The following is a 21,409-nucleotide window of genomic DNA, read 5'->3' as shown; positions in this document are numbered from 1 at the left end:
TGAATATCTCAGCCTTGATGGTGTCACATTTTGAGCAGTGCGCCTCTCCCGAGGCATGAGGCTCGTGACGCCAGCGTGTCACGAACGCTGCATCATGCGCTCAACGATCCTAGACTGTTTGGTTGATAAAAAAAGCACGTGCAATCTCGTGTGCGGCGATGTTGGCTAACTTGGCCGAACAAAGCGGGCATATGCGATCCAGCCGTAGAAAACGGTGAGCCCGAAGAGGTTCACCACTTCGCCTGATAATTGCCGAAGGCTTCCACCCATCTGGTTGACCCCCACCATCAGATGTATCCCCGGGGTCGTGGGAAGCATCCGTGACGCTGCGACGAGCCATCCCGGCGTTGCCTCCGAGGGCCATGACAAGCCGGAGAGGAAGAAGATTGGCAGGGATGTCACGATCCAGAGCTGGATCGGCCGCTCGCGAGTCTTGAAGAAGCTGGCAAGCGCCATTGCCCCGGCGACGGTTGCCGCGACGAACGCGATTGCTGCGACGATGAGGGTGAGAGGGGCCGCCTGAGCACGTGGGTAGTCCTGAAACCAGAAAACGAAGCCAGTGTAGTAGGCCACGTCGAGGAGACCAATTGATACGAATGCCAGTGCGATGCCGAAGAACTCCCTGCGAGTGAAGCGTCGGCGGCCCTGCCGTTCCCTCATCGTCCCGGCAAGCAGAGCGAGACCCATCAGCAGCGTCTGATGAATGATCAGGAACGCGACGCCCGGAACGACCGTGCTTCCATAGCCTTCGCGCGTGTTGAAGAGCGGTCGTTGCACGAGCGACAAGGCCGGTGGCGCCGTCGCGCCGGCGGCCATCGCCTGATCCATCCCTGCCTCGCGACCGACCGCCGAAATGGCAGCGGCGATGCTGCCGAGCGAGGTGCTGCTACGAAGAAGATAGGCACCATTGCCATACAGCGCGATCGTGCCTTGGCCACCACGCAGGATGTTCCGCTCGTAGCCGTCCGGGATGACGATCACCGCGTCCGCGTGGCGAGATTGCACCCATCCGTAAGCCTCTCGAGGAGACGATAGGGAGGCGATGAGCTCGGCCTGCTGAAGGGCCGGGAGCTTCATCAGGAGCGAGCGGCTCGAACCGGTATGGTCGAGATCGACAACGACGATGGGCAGTCGCCTCGGCACCTCGCCGGAATAAGCGGCCGGGTAGAAGAACGAATAGATGATGGCCGATCCGATCAGCAGCAGGAGCGCGGATCGGTCCGAGAGGATGGCACGGAACGTGCCGAGGAAGGCGTTGCGTATCACCGGCGGCCCCAGGTTTCCGGCTGCTTCGCCGCGGCAAGGTAGCGCGGCAGTCCGACGGCAAGACCGACGATCACGAATGGTAGCATGACGATGATCTGTCGCAGTGACACTGATGCCGCCGAACCCATGATCCACTGCTCCGAAAGCAGCTTGGCAAAGGAAGAATAAGGAAGCAGCGCGCTCCATACCCGAGCAAAGCCGGAGGCGGACTCGACCGGGAATACCGCCCCGGCGAACGCGAAGGAGGCTCCCGCGTAGAGGCCAGCCGCCGAAAGCGCGCTGCTCATCGTTAGAGTAAGACCGACGAATAGAAGCCCGACACCGACATATGCCATGTACATCACCGCATAGCCGGCGCCGATCAGCAGCGGGCTGCCCGCGATCGGCCAGCCTCGCAGACCAGCCAGATAGGCGATCGCTGCGATCCCCCAGCCCATGAAGATGAGGACGTAGAGCAGCAATTTGCCGCAAACGGCCCAGGCCGCCTCGCGTCGCGAGCAGTCTGCAAGCCAGTCCCCGATCGTTCCGTCGCGAAGCTCCCGCCCGAGCGCGCCGGTGATCGCCACCATGAAGATCAGATGCAGCAATGCGGGATGAAGCAGCGCCACCAGCTGAATTTCGTAGCTGCCCTGCGGATTGAAGAGAACGGTCGAGCGTACCGCGATGGGTGGCCTGCGAACCCTCCCAGGCCCCAGCACGGCCGCGCTCTGCTGCGACGCAAGCGAGCTGGCATAGCCTTGCACGACGCTGCCGACTTCGCGGATGACGGACCCGGCCGGTGTCGAGTAGCTGGCATTGTAGAGCGCAATGACCTGAGCCGTGCCGCCGCGGAGTACCTCTCTGCTTGTGTCCCGATCGATGAGGACAATTGCATAGGCCTGTCGGGCGCGCACGGCGTTTTCCGCCATCGACAGGTCGGGTGCTATTTCGAGAACGGCCAAGCCGGGCGCCGCATCGAGACGGCGGGTCAACTCGCGGGCGATGCCGCCGCCGTCGCGATCGACCACGACGATTGGGAGGTCGCGCATGGCCCCGGCGGACATCTGGATGGCGACCGTGGCGAGAAGGATCAACGGGATCCATGTCACGAGCGACAGGTCCCAGAAGCTCTTTCGCAGGAAGCCGGCCTCCCGCCGAAAGCCGCCGACCAGCGCGGGCGGGATCATTGCGGCCAGTCGAACAGGACCGTCATACCGGGACGCAGCCCGTCGATGGGACGGGATGGCAGGGCACGGACCTCGAAGCTCTTGACGTCGAACCCGCTGGACTGGCGGGTCGCGCGCCAGGTCGCGAACTCGCCCGCCGGCGCCAGGTACGACACGCGGAACGTCACCCGCCTGTTCGCAAGCGCAGGTATCGTTCCGACGATCTGCCGGCCTCGTGCGAGCCCGTCGAGCTGATCCTCGCGGACGTTCAGCGTGACCCAAGCGTTTTCGACGTCGGTCAGCATGAAGACCGGAAAGCCCTGCGGCACGAGTTCGCCTGGTTGAGCCATCCGCTTCCCGACTTCCCCAGCAGATGGCGCGACCACGCGCGTCTCGGCGGCGGCGGCCTGCACCTCGGCCACCGCGCCGCGCGCCTGCTGGACCTGACCGCCAGCGGCGGCCTTGTCCTGAGGGCGGGCTCCCGCCAGGGCCTGATCGTATTGCGCCCTCGCTGCCTTCGCAGCCTCCGTCGAAGCGATGGCGTTCGTCCGCGCCTCGTCCGCCTTCTGACCGGCGACGACGCCCTGGGCGAACAAGCGTTGCGTGCGGTTGCTGGTATCCTGCGCCAGATTCGCTGCCGCCTGTGCACGCCGCCATTGCGCCTCGGCCGCCCGGATGTCCTCGCTGCGCGCGCCGGCCTCGGCCTTGTCCTGCGTTGCCTGCGCGGCCTCCAGCGCCCCGCCGGCCTGCTGCTGCTTGGCGGCGACTTCGGGGCTGGAGATCGTGTAGAGTAGCTGCCCTTGCCGGACGGGCTGTCCTTCCTCCACGCCGAACGATGCGATCCGTCCCGTGACCTTGCTCGTGACGCGGATCTCGCGCGCGTCTACCATGCCTTGCAGCTGACCAGGCACGGGACGGTAGCTGAGCCAGAGTCCGACGCCCAGCAGGGCAGCGACCACGAGAGCGACAACGACCAGTTTGCCGCGGGGTGGCCTTGTCGTCCCCCCGCCGTCGTGCATTTCGTTTTCAGTTGCGGCGTTCATGGAATTACCTTGTCGGCTTTGGCGACGTATGCGGCCATCTCATCCATTTGCCCGCTGACGTTCAGAAGCTGGGCAAGTGCCTGTACATATTCGTTGGCCGCCTGCGCGCGCTGGATGCGCGATCGCCCCAGCGAAAGCTGCGCGTCGATGACGTCCAGCGATGTCGCCTGCTGTTCCCGATAGGATAGGGTCTGAAGCCGCAGATTCTCGATAGATGAAGCGAGGGAGGTATCGAGAAGCAGATACCGCTTTCGCGCCGCCTCGACGTCGTTCCACGCCTTCGTCACACCGATCTCGATCTGCGTGCGGCCTTCGCGCAGACCGGCGCGCGCCTGTTCCGCCGTCGCCCGTGCCGCATCGACCGCCTGTCGGCGCCCAAGACCCCCGGCGAGCTTATAGCGCAAGCCAACACCCACTGCCCAATCCGGGTCCGTGAGGAGGGTGTCGCGCCGGTCGAAATTATACTGGCCGAAGCCGTAGACGGTCGGGCGCTGCTTCGCCTGCTGGATCAGGACGCCGGCCTTCGCCTGGTCCTCCAGCGACGACAGCCGCTCGAGTTGAGGATGTGAGGCTAGGGCCGCGGCCTTGAACGTGTCGAGCGGCGGCAGTGGACGCGAGATGACGAAGAGCGGCGTTGACGGCCTCACTCCTGCGGGTTCGCGCAGCAGCCCCGCAAGCGCCGCATTCGCCGTCTGGAGGTCAGCGATCGCCTTCTCATATTCCGCCCGTGCGTCGTCGCGTGCCACCTCTGCCTGAAGGCGTTGCGCCCGGCTGATGAAGCGCGCTTCCTCGAGCTTGACGGCGTCTGCGACGTGACGGTCGAGCCCATCGAGCACGTCGCGGCGCACGCCCAGCGCTCGCTCGGCTAGCTGCTGGCCGAAATAGGCCCGCACCAGTTGCACGAGCTGATCGTTGGCGGTGATGGCCCGGTCGGCCTGCGCCTGCGCCACCTGTGCCCGCGCACCAGCCTGCGTCCCCGAAATCTGCCCTCCGGTGTAGATCGGGAGGGTCGTCGAAGCGATGGGGCGCGTACTTTGCCTTCTAACTTGAAACCGCAGCGGGTCAGGGATGCCGAAGCCCTCGGCGACCGGCGCGAGCGAACCGAGCGGCAGATAGAGCGTCTTCTGATAGTCCAGCAGTTGCGCCTCGAGGTCGACGTCCGGCCTGCGCAATGTGCGCGTGGCTCCCTCTTGCGCCTCCTTGCTGCGCACGTTCGCGTCCGAGGCCGCGATCGCGTCGGAACGGTCCAGCAGCTGCTCCTGCGCACGGGCGTATGTCAGGACGGCGGGGCTTGAGGGGCCGATGTTCTGGGCCGATGCGGCATGCGCCGTCGCGACCGCGGCGCCGATGATGGCGATAGACCGAAGGCTCATCATCGACGTTGGCCCGCTTTGCTGTGAGGCGACAAGCCGTCTGCGGCCTCGATGCCGCAGCCATGTACGAGGGGACGAGGTCTGGGCGTCGCCGCCATGATCACGTTCACGACTGCGACCCCGGTCGTCGAAATTCGCAAGAGACGATGCTCGCCCCCCTTCGGAGGGTCAGCTCGCGGGCCGCACGTCGTTTCGCGAATGATCTTGGCAATCCCAAAGCATGGTCCAGCTCGTCGCCGATCAACGACGCACTCAGCGCGCCCGAAACGATGCCCTCGACGAGGGCCGGCAGCTCGTGGTCGGCGACTGTCGAGCCCCCCGTCGTGTCGCCCGCCAACTCGCTTGGTAGGCGGGAGAATCGGCTGAAGAGGGGTTCCAGCATCTGACGATCGGTCGCGGCAAGCCAGCCGATCAGCCGGCCCACGCCGGTCTGTGCGAACGTGTCGAAGACGAGGTCGACGAGGCCGGCTTCATCGATGTCGCCTGCCCTCAAGGCTCGGACACCGCGCCGGACGTCCTCCAGAAGCTGGCCGATGGCGTCGTCCGCGACGGCTGCCTGCAGGTTGGCCGCGGTGCCGAAATGATGGGTGATGCTTCCGTGCGCCATGCCTAATGCCCCGGCCACGCTCTGAAGCGTGATCGCTGCCGGCCCGAAACGCTCAAGGTAATCGCGGGCAGCGCCGACCGCTTCGCTGCGAAGCTCGTCCGGATGACGCCGGCGGCGACGGGGAGGCGCTATTGTCACTAATGACAATATAAGTTAATGCCGTGTCGGTGTCAATGACGATCAGCGGAGACGACGCGGATGCCTAACGATAGCGCCGGCCATACCTGCGCCTTCGATGTGATCGCCTCCGACATCGATCACATGGGCCACGTCAACAATACGGTCTATTTACGCTGGATTCAGGAGGCGGTGATCTCCTTTTGGCACCGGATCGCGCCCGGCGATGCGCTGGAGTCGGTTGCCCGGGTCGCGATAAAGCATGAGATCACCTATCGCTGCCCCGCCTTCCTAGATCAGCGCGTTGACTGTCAATCGGCGTCCAAAAGGGACCCCCTACCGGCGTCCAAAAGGGACCCCCTTCGTCGAGCAGCGTACCGGGGATGACGGGCGCACTGTTCGCGCTGGTTGCGGCGTAGGGCGGGCGTAGCCCGACGGGAGGCGCAACCAGCGCGAAGCGTTCTCTGCCGGTGTCCCAGGCGTCAGCTTCGATGTTTGAAGCGCCAGCTGTCGTTGCCGGTTTCGACGATGTCGCAATGGTGGGTAATTCGGTCGAGCAGCGCGGTGGTCATCTTGGGGTCGCCGAAGACGGTGGGCCACTCACCAAAGGCCAGGTTCGTCGTGACGATGACTGAAGTCTGTTCGTAGAGCTTGCTGACGAGGTGGAAGAGCAGCTGACCGCCCGAGCGGGCAAACGGCAGGTAGCCAAGCTCGTCGAGCACCACGAGGTCGAGGCGCGAGAGCTGGGCCGCCAGCGTGCCGGCCTTCCCAAGGCGGGTTTCCTCCTCGAGCCGGTTCACCAGATCAACCGTGTGGAAATAGCGCCCGCGGGCGCCGGCCCGTACCACATTGGCGGTGATGGTGGTGGCGCGGTGCGTCTTGCCGGTGCCCGTCCCACCGACCAGCACGACGTTGCGCCGGCCCGGAAGAAACGAGCCGCTGTACAGCGAGCGTACCGCGTGCCGCTCTACACGGGCGGTGCGATCCCGGCGATCCAGGCGGGTGCGGACGGCGCGGTCGAGGTGGCCCGCGCCAGGCAGGCGGGTGGTCGCGACCTGTCTCGCGTCAGGTTGGTCCGCACCTATTTCGGTCAGCAGGTTGCCGCCCAGCTGACCCGGTCGACGCGCGAGACGCTCGCAGGGTTCGATCGGCATCTGTCGGATGCCGTGAAGCTCGAGCAGAACGGGGTCATTCCCCATGCGCGCGTCCTCCAGGTTCAGGTCGCCCGCGACGCCGCCGAACGCGCCTTCATTCGCGCGCAACTCGAGGAAGCGACTGCTGCCGACGCACTGTCGCGGTTGCTGGACCGACCCGCCGGCGTCGGCGCATCGACGCCGCTGTTCGTCAATTCGCAGCCGCTGCCTCCCGTCGGCACATTCCTGGAGGGCATAGACGCGACGCCCCGGGCCCGCGGCGCCGACGCAGCGCGTGACATCGCCAGCGCGGGGGTCGGCCTGGCGAAATCGCGCTACCGCCCGCAAGCCTTCGCGTTCGGCAGCTACAACGCCAATCGCGACAATGCGCTGCCCACGGACACGCGAAACCGCGACCGCTCTGTCGGCGAGCGCCGTCTATGCCGGTTCGGCGCTTGCCTATTCGGGCGCGACGTTACCGCTGAACGGCGCCAACGCCTTTGCCCACATCTGGAGCAACGTGCTGCCGCTGAACCCAACTCAGTCGCGGCGGGCTGCCCGTCGCGGTCACCACCGAACCGTTGTTCAATCGGACGGGTGGTTACAAGGGCTATGTCTTTCCGGCCGTAGCGGTGATCATCGTTCAGCAGACGCTGCTCTTCGGCGCCGCTACCTTCATGGGCGGACGACGCCGCTCCGGCGCATGGCGGATGGGTGTCGCGGAGTTCTGGGGAACGCTGGCGGCGTTCACGTCGGTAGGCATCCTGGGATGTTATTTCCTGTTCGGGTTAATCTTCTGGCTCCAGGCTGTGCCGGTCGATGGCGACATTACCGGCATGATGGTGATGGTCCCTGTCTTCGCCACGGCGGTTGCTGCCCTAGGGCTGCTCATCGGCAGCGTGTTCGATTGCGCCGAGCGGGCAACCTACATCCTGGCACCGACCTCGGTGCCGTTCTTCTTCCTCACCGGGACCGCCTATCCGCTCGATCAAATGCCGGGCTTCGTCGCCACCCTTTCTCACTTGATCCCGTCCACCGCCGGCGTCCACACGTTCGTCCCGTTGAACCAGATGCATGCGCGCCTGGGCGAGGTCACGATCCCCGCCTTGACCCTTGCAAGCCTCGCCCTCGGCTATGCCATGCTGGCGTATTCGCGCCTCGTCGGCTTCGGCGCGATGGTCGGGACGTCCGCCACCGAGGCCTGAATGGAGGGCAATCCTCGCCAAGGAGCGCAAGCTCCACCGTTTCCGCGGCTGTAGTGTATCGCGCACTCCTTCTAGCCGCTCGTAGTGGCTGCGACCTCGCTTCGCATGGCCACGAGACTTCGTGTCGCTGATCGCTGCCACCTGCATCGATAGTTGCCTCACGTAGAGACCTGGTCGAGTCGGCAAGAAAGGGAACCATTCGGTTTCCTTGGGTGTTGTTGGTGGGTAATTGCCGGGAAATGGCTGGGCCAAGCGGCGCCGCGACCGGCGTCGGGACATGGGCAACAGACGAGGTCAGCCGCGAGTGCCTGGCACTGGTCGTATCACGTCAGCTGCGCCACGAAGACGTGCTGGCCGCATTGGCCGACCTGTTCATTGAACGCGGTCCGCCAGCGCACATCAGGTCGGACAACGTCCTATGTCGGGAAGCAGCGGCGGGTTTTGGCCAGCAGATATCCATGCGCCGACAACCGTCGGCGCGGCATGCAATCTGAGCCAGATGGCTCCCACCGTCAACGGGATCGCTCCCTGCCATAGCAAACACAGGATCCAGCAGCGCCGAGGCGGCCGTGGTCCTCACCATCCTTAAAACGAGATACGCACCCAGGTGGAAGGCCCGAACATTATCTACAGGGTCGCTCGACGAGCGCCCTCACGGCACTTGCAGAGAGGGGTCCTTCCACCTGGCATCCGACCGTTCGAGGAACGGCCGGTACTCTGTCCCCGTCTTGATGACGGCGTGAGCCACGCGCGCCATCTTGGCGGTGAGCGCCGTCATCGCCTTGCGGCGACGGTCGGCATCGTCCGCGTGCCCGGCGACATATCGTCCGAGCTTGTCGCGGAAGCTGTTGTCGCGCTGACGCGCGGCGACCTGGGCAGCCATCCAGAAGGTCCGGCGCAGGCGCGCATTGCCGTACTTGGACAGCTTCGTGCGGCCACGGAACGTGCCTGACTGACACGTTGCGAGATCGAGACCGCAGAACTTCAGGAACTGACGATGATGGTTGAAGCGCCGCAGATCACCGGCCTCGGCCAGGATGGTCAGCGCGTTGATCGGACCGATGCCCGGAATGTTGCGCAGCAGCTGGTAGTCGACGTCATCGGCGAGCCGCGCATGGGCCAGCCGCTCGATCTCGTCTCGCTGGTGGATGAGGCTGCGGCCCTGCGCGATGACCATGCGGAACATGGTGATGGCGGCTGAGTTCTCCGGCACCGGCAGTGCCGTCGAGGCGGACGCCGTCTCGTAGATGTCGTTGATGAGGCGTGCCTTGGAGACCTTGCGGCCGATGAGCGGCCATGCCGCGGCCGAGAACGCCTCGCGGTCCAGCGCCGTGATGGTGGCCGGCGTCGGAAACCGCTCGATGAGCGCCAGGAACCAGTCGGACCGGCTGTTGCCTGCGAAGCGGGCGATCTCGGGGAAGTACAGCGGCAGGTAGTGGGTCAGGATCCGATGCCAGGTCTGCGTCTTCATCCTTGAGATCGTCTCGTGAGTCTTCGAGAGCTCCTGCAGGTCGTTGATTCCGGCCACCAGCGGGTCGACGTAGCGCTGCGTCGCACCGATCCGCAGCATGTGCAGGATGACCTGCGCGTCCTTGGAGTCGTTCTTGTCCCAGCCGTTGTGCAGCGCCTCGCGCGTTCTGGCGAGCGCGACCGACGAGATGAGGCGCAGCTCGAACCCTGCCGTCAGCAGCCGGTGCGCCAGCGTACGATGGTAATTACCCGTCGCCTCGAACCCGACGATGATAGGGCGCCCGATAGCAGCGAGTTGCTCGGCAAAGCCGTCATAGTCCTGCCTGGTCGCCATGACGGTCATCCGCCGGCGCCGGCCGCCTTCCGGTCGCTCGATGAGAACCTCCTGTCGGCTCTTGGACATGTCGATGGCTACCAGCACGGCGCCGGCAGGCGTAGAGGTGAGCTTGGTCATGGTCGGTCGGCCTCCAAAGTGTTGTCTCGACAACCTCACTTTAGATACCTGCTGACCGGCCATGGCTTGCCCTGATGAAGTCTGCGGCCGCTACGCGGCCTTGTCTTCATCAGGGCCATAGCGGCTCCCGAACCAGCGCTTCCCAATGTGCTATGGCAGCGAGTTCATCGCCACCGCCGTCCAGACCTGGCTCGGCCAGATCGGCGTGAAGACGCTCTACATCGCCCCGGGCTCGCCATGGGAGAACGGCTATAACGAGAGCTTCAACGGGTCGCTTCGCGACGAACTGCTCAATGGCGAGATCTTCTACAGCCTCGCAGAGGCCAGGGTGCTGATCGAGGCATGGCGCCGTCACTACAACACCGTCCGGCCGCACAGCAGCCTGGGCTACCGCCCGCCGGCCCCCGAAGCGGTGACACCGCCATTACCGGCCTCCGGTTCCGCTTCGCTCCACCTACGCCCGGCAATGGCGGCGGAGACGACAATGCACTAACTAACATGCCGGACCACCCGCTGGGGGCTGTTCAGTTTGCCTTTCCCGCTTCTCTGTGTCCGGTGCCCAGTTTCGGAAAAACGCAACCGGAGATATCTTTCGGTAAGCGTCACCGCCTTCCCGGCGATCGCGCAATTCTCTCAGGTTGAGGATCAATCTTTCCGACGTTAAGTACTCACATGTTCGGATAGTTCGGCCCCCCGCCGCCTTCGGGTACGACCCAGTTGATGTTTTGCGTCGGGTCCTTGATGTCGCACGTCTTGCAGTGGACGCAGTTCTGCGCGTTGATGACGAACTTGGGATTGCCGTCCGCAACGCCGGTTACTTCGTAGACACCGGCCGGGCAGTAGCGCTGGGACGGTTCGTCATAGAGCGGTAAGTTGTAGGCGATCGGGACCGAGGGATCGCGCAGCTGCAAGTGGATGGGCTGATCCTCCTCGTGGTTCGTGTTCGACAGAAAAACCGAGGAGAGGCGGTCGAAGGTCAGGACGCCATCGGGCTTGGGGTAGACCGGTGGTTTCACTAGGGCCTTCCGTTCCAGCGTCTCGTGGTCGGGATGGTGGTGCAACGTGAAGGGCATCTTTACGCCGAGATGCTCCAGCCACATGGTGATGCCCGACAAGCCGGAGCCGAAGAGATCGCCGAACTTCTTGACCAGCGGCACGACGTTGCGGACGACGGACAGCTCCTTCTTCAGCCACGACGTCTCAAACGCTGCAGGATAGGCCGCGAGCTCGTCACTCTCGCGCCCCGCCTGGATCGCCTCGAACGCCGCCTCCGCCGCCATCATCGCCGACTTCTGCGCGCCGTGCGTGCCCTTGATGCGCGGCACGTTGAGAAAGCCGGCGGAGCAGCCGATTAGCGCAGCGCCGGGGGCGACCAGCTTAGGGATCGACTGGAGACCCCCGTCATTGATCGCACGCGCTCCGTACGAGACGCGGCGGCCACCCCTCAGCAGGTCGGCGATGGCGGGATGCGTCTTCCACTTCTGCATCTCTTGGAAGGGGGAGATATACGGGTTGGTGTAACCGAGCCAGGTGACGAACCCGATCGAAACCTGCCCGTTGGCCTGATGATAGATCCAACCCCCGCCGTTGGCGTCGCTGCCCAGCGGCCAACCCTGCGTATGCACCACCTTGCCCGGTTCGTGCTTCGCGGGATCGATGTCCCACAGCTCCTTGATGCCGAGGCCATAGACCTGCGGATCGCTGTCGGCGGCGAGATCGAAGGTGCGGATCAGTTCCTTGGTCAAATGACCGCGTACACCCTCTGCGAAGAAGGTGTACTTGGCGTGGAGTTCAAGGCCGGGCTGATAGTCGCCCTTGTGCGTGCCGTCGCGGGCGACGCCCATGCCGCCGGTGGCGACACCCTTCACCCGGCCATCGTCGTGGAATAGGATTTCCGCGGCCGCGAAGCCGGGGAAGATCTCGACGCCCATCGCCTCGGCGCGGCCGGCGAGCCACCGACAAAGATTGCCGAGCGAGCCCGTGTAGGTGCCCTTGTTGTGGAGGAAGGGCGGCGTCCAGAGATGCGGCAGATTGAACTTCTTCCTGGCCGTCAGCACCCAATGATGGTTCTGCGTCACCGGCGTTTCGGCGAGCGGGCAATCCGTCTCGCGCCAGTCCGGAATGAGTTCGTCGAGTGCGCGCGGGTCGATGACCGCCCCAGACAGGATGTGCGCGCCGACCTCCGACCCCTTTTCGAGAACGCACACCGAGATCTCGGTGCCGGACGCTTCGGCGAGTTGCTTCAACCTGATCGCGGCGGTCAGACCGGCGGGGCCGGCACCGACGATCACCACGTCGTAGGGCATCGATTCCCGTTCGTTCATGCCTAGAACTCCCGTGTCGTCACGTAACTCACCTCGTTTCCCAGTCCACTCGGATCGGGCGTTCCGCCTCGAAGCCCATCACGCGACGAGCAGGGCGGGATCGACCGCATAGAGTTCGTCCGACGAAGCCCGGGCGGCCGCAGCCAAACCCAAGGCCTCGGGCACGATCTGGTTGAGGTAGAAGGCGGTCGTCGCCTTCTTGGCCTGCCAGAAATCTTCGTCCGAAGCCGCTCGACCCTGCGACTCCATCAACCACCCGCAGACCGCGACCGACAACATCGTCAGGAACGGATAGCTGGCCGCCAGGCGGTCGTCCGCATCCGCACCCGCTAGACGACGCCCCGTCTCGTCGCACAGATCGATCAGCTCGGTCAGTGCGGCGGTCTTGGATGTTTCACGCATGTCGGCGATCAGGGACGCGAACGCCGAACCGTTCCCCATGCCGAGCTTGCGACCGACCAGGTCCGCAGCCTGAATGCCGTTCGTGCCTTCGTAGATCGGGGTGATGCGAGCGTCCCGGAAGTACTGTGCCGCCCCGGTCTCCTCGACATAGCCCATCCCGCCATGCACCTGCACACCGATCGACGCGATCTCGTTGCCCAGGTCGGTGGCATGCGCCTTCGCGAGCGGAGTTAGGATTTCGAGGCGCTCGTGCGCGGCGGCGTCGCCGAGCGTCGTCCGGTCCACTTGGGCCGCAGCGTAGTACACCAGCGCACGTGCGGCCTGGGTCTGCGCCGCCATGCGCATCAGCATGCGACGGACGTCGGGATGGTCGGCGATCCGGACAGGTTTCCGATCGGTCGCGCCGGAACGCGCGGACTGTACCCTGTCCAACGCATAGGCGATGGCCTTGCGAGTCGCGGCCTCACCGATCTGCACGCCCTGCAGACCGACGTTCAGGCGGGCGTTGTTCATCATCGTGAACATCGCCCGCATTCCGCCATGCTCGGGGCCGATCAGTTCGCCGACGCAGTCGTCGTTATCGCCGAAGCTCAGGACGCAGGTCGGGGACGCATGAAGTCCCAGCTTGTGCTCGATGGAGACTACCTTGACGTCGTTGAACGCCCCGAGATGGCCCTCCTTGTCGAGGCGGAACTTCGGAACCAGGAACAGCGAGATGCCACGCGTTCCGGCCGGAGCATCGGGAGTACGAGCCAGAACGAGATGGACGATGTTGTCGGCCAAATCGTGATCACCGAACGAGATGAATATCTTTGTGCCCTTGATGGACCAGGTGCCGTCGCCGCGCGGCACGGCTTGCCCACGTAGCGCTCCCACGTCGGATCCCGCCTGTGGCTCGGTCAGATTCATCGTACCGGTCCAGGCACCGGTTGCCAGCTGCGGCAGGAATCTTGCCTGCTGTTCGGGCGTACCGTGGTGAACCAGCGCCTCGATGGCACCAACCGTCAGCGTAGGACACAGGGCGAAACCGGGGTTGGCAGTGCCCAGCAGTTCCAGCACCGCGGTCTGCAACGTAAACGGTAGCCCCTGCCCACCATGCTCTTCGGGCACTCCGATGGTACCCCATCCGCCTTCCACGTACGCGCGATAGGCCTCCGGATAGCCGTCGGGAAGGACAACCCCCTGCTCAGTCCACTTGGCGCCGACCGTGTCTCCTGCGTGGTTGAGCGGCGCCCAGACCTCGGTCGCGAAGGTGGCCGCCCCCTCCATTATCGCCTCGATGACGTCGTCGCTGGCGGCGGAGAAACGTTCGCTCTGGGCCAAATGCCTGATCTGGGCGACGTGGTCGAGGACGAAGCGAATTTCGCTCGTTGCTGCGGTCGCTGCGCTCATGCCCCTGCTACCTTGGACCTTGCTTCCAACGCGGCCGTAGGATCGGCCTCTAGCGCTATGGCAAGCTCACGAAGCGCCTTCTTGTCGATCTTGCCGACGCTGGTCCTGGGTAGACCGTCTGCAACATGGACGACCGAAGGAATGGCGTATCGGCTGATCTGTCCGGCCGCCGCTTGCTTCGATAAGGCTTCGTAAAGCCGTTCCTCCGAGATGATTTCGTCGGGCGCGGCTGTCACGAACGCGACAGGTCGCTCACCCCAGCGGGGATGGGCAAGGCCTACGACAGCGGCCTCGGACACTGCTTCATCCTCCATCAGGCGCGCCTCCAAGTCGATTGAGGAGATCCACTCCCCGCCCGACTTGATGACGTCCTTCAGACGATCGACGATACGGATGGCGCCGTCAGCGTCCTTTTCGGCCACGTCGCCGGTATGGAGCCATCCGTCTTCCCAGAGCGTGTCTGAAGCGTCCTGGCTGCCGTACCCCTGCGTCAACCAAGGTGCACGCAGGACAAGCTCTCCGCCCCGCTTTTCGTCGATCTTCGCATAGACCAACGGGAGTGCGAGTCCTGCGCGACAGAGACCGTGCGCATCCCCTCGCTCACCCCGCGCAAGTGCGATCACCGGTCCGGTCTCCGACATGCCGAACCCCGCAAGCGTCGTTATACCGACCTCGAACGCTTCCTCCACCAACGCCGGTGGAAGAGCCGATCCGCCGATGACGATCGTCCACGGTCCAAGCGGCTCGCCAGCGGCGGCGTCGATGAGCATGCGAAGCAGCGTTGGAACGCAGTGGGAGAAGCTGACGTCCTCGGTGCGCCGAAGCCGCAGCAGGGTCGCCGGATCGTAACGCCCGGGATAGACCTGCTTGAGGCCGAGCATCGTGACGGCGTAGGGCGCGCCCCACGCGTGGACGTGGAACATCGGCGTGATCGGCATGTACACGTCGGTCCGCGTCAGGTTCTGACCCTCGGGTTGACTGGCCAAGGTCGACGTGAAGGCGAGCGTGTGCAGCACCAGCTGCCTGTGGGTGAAGAACACCTGCTTGGGGTCGCCGGTCGTGCCCGTCGTGTGAAACGTCGTCGCGATGGCGTTCTCGTCGAAGTCCTCGAACTCGAAGGTCGGATCGGTCCCGGCGAGCCATTCCTCGTACGACTGCACGTTCGGAGTGGTCATCGGAATCGCTTCGCGTATTCCCGGCAGGTGCGGCAGGATCGCGTTGCACAGCGGGCTGAAGTCATCATGGTACAGCAGGACCGACGCATCGGACTGTCGCAGCGTGTACCCGATCTGCATGGGTGACAGCCGGACGTTCACCGTCTGCAGGATCGCGCCCATCATCGGTATCGCGAAATAGCATTCGAGGTAGCGGTGACTGTCCCAGTCCATCACGGCGACCGTGTCGCCGGGACGGACGTCGCGCGCCGCCAGCGCCGTCGCTAGACGACGTACCCGGTCGACGAACTGACGATAGGTGAAACGCAGTTCTCCGCTGACGATCTCCGCGCTGCTCTGCTCGGCCACGTTCGCGAGCAGATGGCGGATGAGCAACGGGAAGGGGTATGCGTCCCTACCCGCGGTCTGAAGTATCTTTGGCTGGCTCACCGCGTCATCCGTATCGTTCGAGTTGACTTGAACGCCCCGCCCGAAACCGGGCGGGGCGCGTGGATCAGAAGTTGAAGTTGATGCCGGCGGTATAGAACCGTCCGATCACGTCGTAGAGTTGCGGGTTCGTCCTGTTGTACTGGATCAGCGTTCCGGTCGGTGCGAGCGGCGGATCCTGATCGAACAGGTTGTTGACCGTCAGGTAGAAGCGGAACTTTGGGGCGACCTTGAACGACGCCGTGAGGTCCGTGTAGAACACGTGCTCGACGGTGTTGTCCTCGATCGTGTTCGGTTCGCTGCGGGTGACGTCGTAGCTTCCCGCGCTGATGAAGCGCTCCTGAGCGAACAGTTCGAACGTGTCGGACGTCCACGTCACGTTGCCGACCACGTTCCACCTCGGGTTGCTACTAAGTCCGACTTCCCCGGCCCGATCGACGATGTTGCCGTTGGTGAATATCTGCTGCTGCTTCTCCAGGTAGCTGGCCACCACACGGAAGCCGGCCTTGCCGCCGAAGACGTCGCCCGACGGACGATAGCCGACCTCGATGTCGACGCCGCTCGCCTTCAACTCGTTGAGGTTCAGGGTCGGACTCGTGATGCGCGTGATCGTCCCTGCCGCGTTCCGGGTGATGTTGGCGCACAAGGCATCATTACCTGCACGACACTGGTCGAGGGTCAGCTGCGGCGTGAGCGACGTGATGATCCCCGACACGTTGATCGAATAGTAGTCGGCGGACAGCGTCAGCCCCGGCGCGAAGTCCGGCTGCAGGACGATGCCGCCGGTGTACGTCTTCGCGATCTCGGGCCGGAGATCGGCATTGCCGAGCGTCGCCAGGATGATTGGAACCGTGACGTTGTTCTCGATCACCGCGCCTGTCTGCTGCACGATTCCGGCGAACAGTTCGGGCACGTTCGGCGCGCGGATGTCGCGCGACGCGGTTCCCCGCAGACGCAGGCCGGCCACCGGCTCCCAGACCGCGCCACCCTTCCACGTCGTGACGCCGCCGCTGGTGCTGTAGTTGATGTACCGGACGGCCCCGTTGACGTCGAGCGCGTGGAGGAACGGCAGATCACGGGCGAGCGGGACAGCCGCTTCGCCGAACACCTCCCACACGTTGTACGATCCGGCCACCGGGAACACGTTGCTGAGCAGCAGGCCGCCGGGCTGATTTAGATAGGCCGCGGGAAAACCCCGGATGCCGGTCGCATCGTTCACGCCGTTGGCGAGGTCGTTGGTCGTTTGATCGAGCTCCACGCGTCGATACGCACCGCCCGCCGCGAGGGCCACGTCGCCCGCCCAGGTCGCGAACGGGGTCGCGCGGATCGATAGGTCCGCTACGTCCTGCTTCACCGTCGTGCGGAACGCCGGGTTGACCTCGACATAGCGGATCGCCTCCTGCGACGGGGCGCCGACGCCGAACAGGTTGATCGGGACACAACCCGGGTACAGTCCCGGATTCGTCAGCGAGACACGGCAGACGATCTGGTTGGTCGCAGGGTCCCGGACTGCATCGGCAGCGGCATACAGGCGTTCGAGCGCCACGTTGTTGTTGGTCCGGATCGTCGTCCGGTTGCGGCCCCGCTCGTAATAGCCATCAATGGTCAACCCGCCACCGCCGGTGTACTTGAAGCCTGCGGTGAAATCGAGCGTCCGACCCTTGGCGAGCGCGTTCGCCGGCGTGCCGAAATCGAAGTTGACGCGTCCCATCGCGAACGCCGGCGTGTTGGTCTGAGTGAGCACCTGCTGGACGGCGGGGTTCAGGAATGCGTTCCCGCTGAAGATAGTGAAGCCGTTGAATCCGCCCAGATTGAACTGCTGAATCTGATTGTACTCCGTCTTCGACAGGCCGAGGGCGGCCTGCCCGAAGATCGTGAGTGATGGCGTCACGTCGAATTCGGCATGGGTGAAGTAGTTCTGGGTCTCGATCCCGGCTGAAAGGCTCGAGAAGGCCTGCGCGCCGTCGCCACCGACCTGGATGAGACCCGACTGCGCGGTCCCGCGCGAGAACGGGACCAGCGTTCCCCCCGGCCCGAACTGGCGGAGCGCGAGCGGGCCGCTCAGGATCAGACCTCCCGGAGTCGCGGTCGCGGCCCGCAGGTTGTCCCGGAAGATCAGCTGGCCGCCATTGGCCGGATTGTTCAGGAAGCCCGTATTGCTGCGGCCCCATTCGCGATCCGCCAGGCTGCCGATCTGCTGGACGTCGTAGTAGGAGGCGCTTGCCACGATGCGTCCGCGGTCGTTCGCGAACGACGTACCCGCGCTGACGCTGCCCTTGATGCTCGCGCCATCGCCGCGCTCGGAGACCCCCGACTGCAGCGTCCCCTTGATGCCCTTGAAACGGTTGTCCAACACGAAGTTTACTACGCCCGCGACCGCATCTGATCCGTAGGCGGCGGACGCGCCGCCCGTGACGATGTCGACCCGCTTCACCAGGTCGGACGGGAGCAGGTTGACGTCGGTCGCGCCTTCGCGCGAGGACGGAGCTGCACGGCGCCCGTCCAAGAGGACCAGGGTACGTTGGACGCCGAGGTTCCGGAGGTTCAGGAAGCTGCCGGCGTTCGGGCCGGTCGCGACGACGTTCCCGGTCGTGGGGCGGGTGGATCCGCGAAACGCCGGCAGCGTGTTCAGCGACTCCGCGATCAGTCCGGGGTTCGCCTTCACCAACTGCTCACCCGAGGTCACCGTCACCGGCGTCGGCGCCTGCGAACCATCGGCGATCGCACGCGATCCCGTGACGATGATGTCGGCTATCGCATCCTCATCGCCGGATGCCGGCAATGCCTCCGCGCTACCCTGCAGCGGCGGGGTAGTAGCCGACGGCGTCGACGATGCCGTCTGCGCCAGACCCGTGGCCGACCAAGAACATAACGCGAGTGTGCAGATGCCGGCGAAAAGCCTGCTCTCCATAATCCTACTCCCATCAAAGCCGGGGTTCGTTCCCGATCTCTTGAAGCGGAGGATGACGCCGGCATTAAACGGCGTCAATCATCTTTCTTTGCGTTGCAGGAAATAGGTTGCCGCGCATCGAATTACGTAGAACTTTTTTTCGAACGCGAGGACGGTTAAGCGCCATGTCCAACGGCTCTGGCAACGAAAGGGCTACCCAGCGGCCGACGAGATCGGCACCGCGACGACATCAGACGGGACGTGACGAATGACGAAGGAGCAGACGGAGACAAAACGCGAGGCGCGCCGTCTTCAGACGGAACGACGTCAAGACTCGATGACGTTGATCCTCGATCATGCCGAAGCGGAATTCGCCGCCAAGGGCTACAACGGCGTCACGATCTCGAGCGTCGCCGCAAGCGCCGGCGTCGACACGTCGCTGATGCGCTACTACTTCGGCGACAAGGAGAAGCTGTTCGCCGCGGTGTTCCGTCGCCGCGCCCCGGAAGCGAACGCAAAGCGCCTCGCTGCCTTGGACGCCTACCGTCCATCGCTGGGCAACGGCGGCACGCTGGAAGGACTTCTTGACGCCTTCATGCGGCCGGCATTCGAGATGGCCGACATCGACGACAAGCATCGGAACTACGCTTCGATCGTCGCCTACGTGAACAGCAGCCGGGGCAAGATGTACGAGCTGATGTCCGAGACGTTCGACCCCGTCTCCTGGGTGCTGGTCGACGACATGAAGATCCTCCTGCCCCATGCATCGAAGGAGAAGCTGTACTGGAGCTATCACTTCCTGACCGGCTCCTTCACCTTCTCGCTCGGGCGGACGGGACGCATAGATCGCCTCTCGGCGGGCCTGGTGCATTCGGACAATTTCCTCGGCATAGCCGACCGACTGCCCGTCTTCGTGGCAGCAGGAATCCGAGCGCTCTGTGCACCGGACGGCCCGCCCGATCTCAAGCCGCCTTCCGACGAAGACCGATCGCCTTCGTAACCAACCCATCGTCATGACGGCAGATCGCGGTACCGCTACCCGAACCGGCGTACGGGGGAACGGCGTGCGTCACGAGGCTCTTCCGATCCCCGTGACGCATCGTCCGATCAGGCCGCGAACTGGTTCATCGTGTTGTGTGCGCCGCCCGCCTTCAGCGCCGCCTCGCCAGCGAAGTACTCCTTGTGATCGTCGCCGATGTCCGACCCGCTCATGTTCTGATGCCGGACGCAGGCGATACCCTGCCGGATCTCCTGCCGCTGGACGCCTTTCACGTAGCCGAGCATCCCTGCCTCGCCGAAGTACTCCTTCGCCAGATTGTCGGTAGACAGAGCGGCGGTATGATAGGTCGGTAGGGTGATGAGGTGGTGGAAGATGCCCGCCCGCGCGCTGGCGTCCTTCTGAAAGGTGCGGATGCGCTCGTCGGCCTCTTTCGCCAGATCGGTCGAGTCATACTCGGCGCTCATCAGCTTTGCACGATCATAGGTCGAAAGGTCGCGACCCTCGCCAGCCCAGCTGTCGAAGACCTGCTGACGGAAGTTCAATGTCCAGTTGAAGCTTGGGGAGTTGTTGTAGACGAGCTTGGCGTTGGGAACGACCTCGCGGATACGATCGACCATCCCCGCGATCTGCTCGATGTGCGGCTTCTCGGTCTCGATCCACAGCAGGTCGGCACCGTTCTGGAGCGACGTGATGCAATCGAGGACGCAGCGGTCAGCGCCGGTGCCCTCCCGGAACTGGAACAGGTTGGATGGCAAGCGCTTTGGCCGCATCAGTTGCCCGTCGCGTTCGATCACCACGTCACCGCGCAGTTGACCGATGTCATCTACGAGCTCGCAGTCGAGGAACGCGTTGTATCGGTCTCCGAGATCACCCTTCTCGCTCGAGTAGGCGATCTGCTTGGTGAGCCCGGCACCGAGGGAGTCGGTACGCGTCACGATGATGCCGTCGTCCACGCCCAGTTCGAGGAAGGCGTAGCGGCAGGCCCGAACCTTTGCGAGGAAGTCCTCGTGCGGAACGGTCACTTTTCCGTCCTGATGGCCGCACTGCTTCTCGTCGCTGACCTGGTTCTCGATCTGCAGCGCGCAGGCGCCTGCCTCGATCATCTTCTTGGCGAGCAGATACGTCGCCTCGGCGTTGCCAAATCCGGCATCGATGTCGGCGATAATCGGCACGACGTGCGTCTCGTAGTTGTCGATCGCGTGGACGAGCCGCTGCGCCTCCACATCGTTTCCGCTCTCGCGGACATGATCGAGTTCCCGGAACATCATGCCCAGCTCGCGGGCATCGGCCTGCTTCAGGAACGTGTACAGTTCTTCGATGAGCGCCGGCACGCTGGTTTTCTCGTGCATCGACTGGTCGGGAAGCGGACCGAAGTCCGACCGCAACGCCGCCACCATCCAACCGGAAAGGTAAAGGTAACGACCCTTGGTGGTGCCGAAGTGCTTCTTGATGCTGATGAGCTTCTGCTGGCCGATGAAGCCGTGCCAGCAGCCCAGCGACTGGGTGTAGGCGGCAGGGTCCGCATCGTAGGCGGCCATGTCACGCCGCATGATCGATGCCGTGTACCGGGCGATGTCCAGGCCGGTGTTGAAGCGGTTCTGCAGACGCATCCGCACCACGGCCTCGGCGTCGATCCCGTCCCACGTGCCGCCTTGCTGGCGGATGAGTGCGGACGTGCGTGCGGTCTGATCCTGGTAAGTCATGTCTAAATCTTCCGAAGGTTTGCGGCAGCGGCAGGACGCAGCGCTCCTCCCGACGCCGGAGTGGCGCAGGGGCGTCGTCGGCCGTTGCGGTTGGTCGTGAAAGCGTCCGTTCGGCGATCAGCCGAGCCGGCCCAGACGATGGTACAGGTTGGAGAACTTCGACGAGCGGGGATCATCGGCGATGTTTCGGACGTAGGCTCCGACCGCTTCCTTCAGGAGACTGAAATCCTCCGTCGAGAACACGGCGCGGCTGCGCGGCGGTTCTTTTGTCATCTGCTGTCTCC

15 protein-coding genes and 3 pseudogenes are annotated in these 21,409 nt (G+C 64.4%); 5 read left to right on the top strand and 13 right to left on the bottom strand.

Annotated elements, in window-relative coordinates:
* Window positions 1-165: 165 nt before the first annotated feature.
* The 5 genes from ACZ1JS_RS19680 to ACZ1JS_RS19660 all read right to left on the bottom strand — a co-directional run bounded on the left by ACZ1JS_RS19680 (window position 166) and on the right by ACZ1JS_RS19660 (window position 5,572).
* Window positions 166-1,266 carry an ABC transporter permease gene (locus ACZ1JS_RS19680; RefSeq protein ID WP_056433079.1) on the bottom strand — a complete coding sequence of 367 codons (1,101 nt, stop codon included), beginning with the start codon at window positions 1,264-1,266 and terminating at the stop codon, window positions 166-168.
* Window positions 1,263-2,432 carry an ABC transporter permease gene (locus tag ACZ1JS_RS19675; RefSeq protein WP_056433082.1) on the bottom strand — a complete coding sequence of 390 codons (1,170 nt, stop codon included), beginning with the start codon at window positions 2,430-2,432 and terminating at the stop codon, window positions 1,263-1,265. Before ACZ1JS_RS19675 ends, ACZ1JS_RS19680 begins: the two co-directional genes overlap by 4 nt.
* On the bottom strand, window positions 2,429-3,454 hold the full coding sequence (locus ACZ1JS_RS19670) for an HlyD family secretion protein (RefSeq protein WP_232834232.1): 1,026 nt from the start codon (window positions 3,452-3,454) through the stop codon (window positions 2,429-2,431). Before ACZ1JS_RS19670 ends, ACZ1JS_RS19675 begins: the two co-directional genes overlap by 4 nt.
* The gene (locus ACZ1JS_RS19665; RefSeq protein WP_232834233.1) at window positions 3,451-4,830 is read right to left on the bottom strand and encodes a TolC family protein; all 1,380 of its coding nucleotides are present in this window, start codon (window positions 4,828-4,830) and stop codon (window positions 3,451-3,453) included. Before ACZ1JS_RS19665 ends, ACZ1JS_RS19670 begins: the two co-directional genes overlap by 4 nt.
* A 103-nt stretch (window positions 4,831-4,933) precedes the next feature.
* Window positions 4,934-5,572, bottom strand: a complete 639-nt coding sequence (locus ACZ1JS_RS19660; RefSeq protein WP_465168996.1) for a TetR/AcrR family transcriptional regulator — start codon at window positions 5,570-5,572, stop codon at window positions 4,934-4,936.
* Window positions 5,573-5,632: 60 nt separating this feature from the next.
* On the opposite strand from ACZ1JS_RS19660, the gene ACZ1JS_RS19655 reads away from it, so the two are divergent.
* Window positions 5,633-5,938, top strand: coding sequence for an acyl-CoA thioesterase (locus ACZ1JS_RS19655; RefSeq protein WP_056433088.1), 306 nt, complete (start codon window positions 5,633-5,635; stop codon window positions 5,936-5,938).
* A gap of 95 nt (window positions 5,939-6,033) precedes the next feature.
* On the opposite strand, the gene istB is transcribed toward ACZ1JS_RS19655, so the two are convergent.
* Window positions 6,034-6,750, bottom strand: a complete 717-nt coding sequence (gene istB / locus ACZ1JS_RS19650; RefSeq protein ID WP_465169033.1) for an IS21-like element helper ATPase IstB — start codon at window positions 6,748-6,750, stop codon at window positions 6,034-6,036.
* Between the two features lie 515 nt (window positions 6,751-7,265).
* Here istB and ACZ1JS_RS19645 point away from each other — a divergent pair.
* Both ACZ1JS_RS19645 and ACZ1JS_RS19640 read left to right on the top strand, forming a co-directional pair.
* Complete coding sequence (locus ACZ1JS_RS19645) at window positions 7,266-7,889, top strand: ABC transporter permease (RefSeq protein WP_465168995.1); 624 nt, start codon at window positions 7,266-7,268, stop codon at window positions 7,887-7,889.
* 287 nt (window positions 7,890-8,176) lie between these two features.
* Window positions 8,177-8,302 (top strand): annotated as a pseudogene (locus ACZ1JS_RS19640) (IS3 family transposase); the annotation flags it as partial.
* A gap of 214 nt (window positions 8,303-8,516) precedes the next feature.
* On the opposite strand, the pseudogene ACZ1JS_RS19635 reads toward ACZ1JS_RS19640, so the two are convergent.
* Window positions 8,517-9,813: pseudogene (locus ACZ1JS_RS19635) on the bottom strand (IS110 family RNA-guided transposase).
* 154 nt (window positions 9,814-9,967) lie between these two features.
* Between ACZ1JS_RS19635 and ACZ1JS_RS19630 the strand changes: the two are divergent.
* A pseudogene (locus ACZ1JS_RS19630) lies at window positions 9,968-10,306 on the top strand (integrase core domain-containing protein); the annotation flags it as partial.
* A gap of 175 nt (window positions 10,307-10,481) precedes the next feature.
* On the opposite strand, the gene ACZ1JS_RS19625 reads toward ACZ1JS_RS19630, so the two are convergent.
* From ACZ1JS_RS19625 to ACZ1JS_RS19610, 4 genes are all read right to left on the bottom strand, one after another.
* The gene (locus ACZ1JS_RS19625) at window positions 10,482-12,137 is read right to left on the bottom strand and encodes an electron transfer flavoprotein-ubiquinone oxidoreductase (RefSeq protein ID WP_452662385.1); all 1,656 of its coding nucleotides are present in this window, start codon (window positions 12,135-12,137) and stop codon (window positions 10,482-10,484) included.
* Window positions 12,138-12,215: 78 nt separating this feature from the next.
* Complete coding sequence (locus ACZ1JS_RS19620; RefSeq protein WP_465168994.1) at window positions 12,216-13,931, bottom strand: acyl-CoA dehydrogenase; 1,716 nt, start codon at window positions 13,929-13,931, stop codon at window positions 12,216-12,218.
* Window positions 13,928-15,535: a long-chain-fatty-acid--CoA ligase gene (locus tag ACZ1JS_RS19615; RefSeq protein WP_465168993.1), complete on the bottom strand. Its 1,608-nt coding sequence runs from the start codon at window positions 15,533-15,535 to the stop codon at window positions 13,928-13,930. Before ACZ1JS_RS19615 ends, ACZ1JS_RS19620 begins: the two co-directional genes overlap by 4 nt.
* Window positions 15,536-15,599: 64 nt before the next feature.
* Window positions 15,600-18,443: a TonB-dependent receptor plug domain-containing protein gene (locus ACZ1JS_RS19610; protein ID WP_465168992.1), complete on the bottom strand. Its 2,844-nt coding sequence runs from the start codon at window positions 18,441-18,443 to the stop codon at window positions 15,600-15,602.
* 247 nt (window positions 18,444-18,690) lie between these two features.
* Here ACZ1JS_RS19610 and ACZ1JS_RS19605 point away from each other — a divergent pair, with 247 nt between their 5' ends.
* On the top strand, window positions 18,691-19,422 hold the full coding sequence (locus tag ACZ1JS_RS19605; RefSeq protein ID WP_345880200.1) for a TetR/AcrR family transcriptional regulator: 732 nt from the start codon (window positions 18,691-18,693) through the stop codon (window positions 19,420-19,422).
* Window positions 19,423-19,529: 107 nt separating this feature from the next.
* Here the strand turns inward: ACZ1JS_RS19605 and ACZ1JS_RS19600 are convergent, their stop codons facing one another.
* Window positions 19,530-21,125 carry an isocitrate lyase gene (locus ACZ1JS_RS19600; protein WP_345880199.1) on the bottom strand — a complete coding sequence of 532 codons (1,596 nt, stop codon included), beginning with the start codon at window positions 21,123-21,125 and terminating at the stop codon, window positions 19,530-19,532.
* Window positions 21,126-21,242: 117 nt separating this feature from the next.
* Window positions 21,243-21,398 (bottom strand): hypothetical protein, encoded by a 156-nt coding sequence (locus ACZ1JS_RS19595; protein ID WP_345880197.1) that lies wholly within the window; start codon window positions 21,396-21,398, stop codon window positions 21,243-21,245.
* Window positions 21,399-21,409: the final 11 nt, after the last annotated feature.

This window comes from Sphingomonas sp. BL-S-05 (assembly GCF_055521695.1).
Note: the sequence above shows the minus strand (reverse complement) of the source record. Positions and strands in the feature narration are given on the sequence as shown.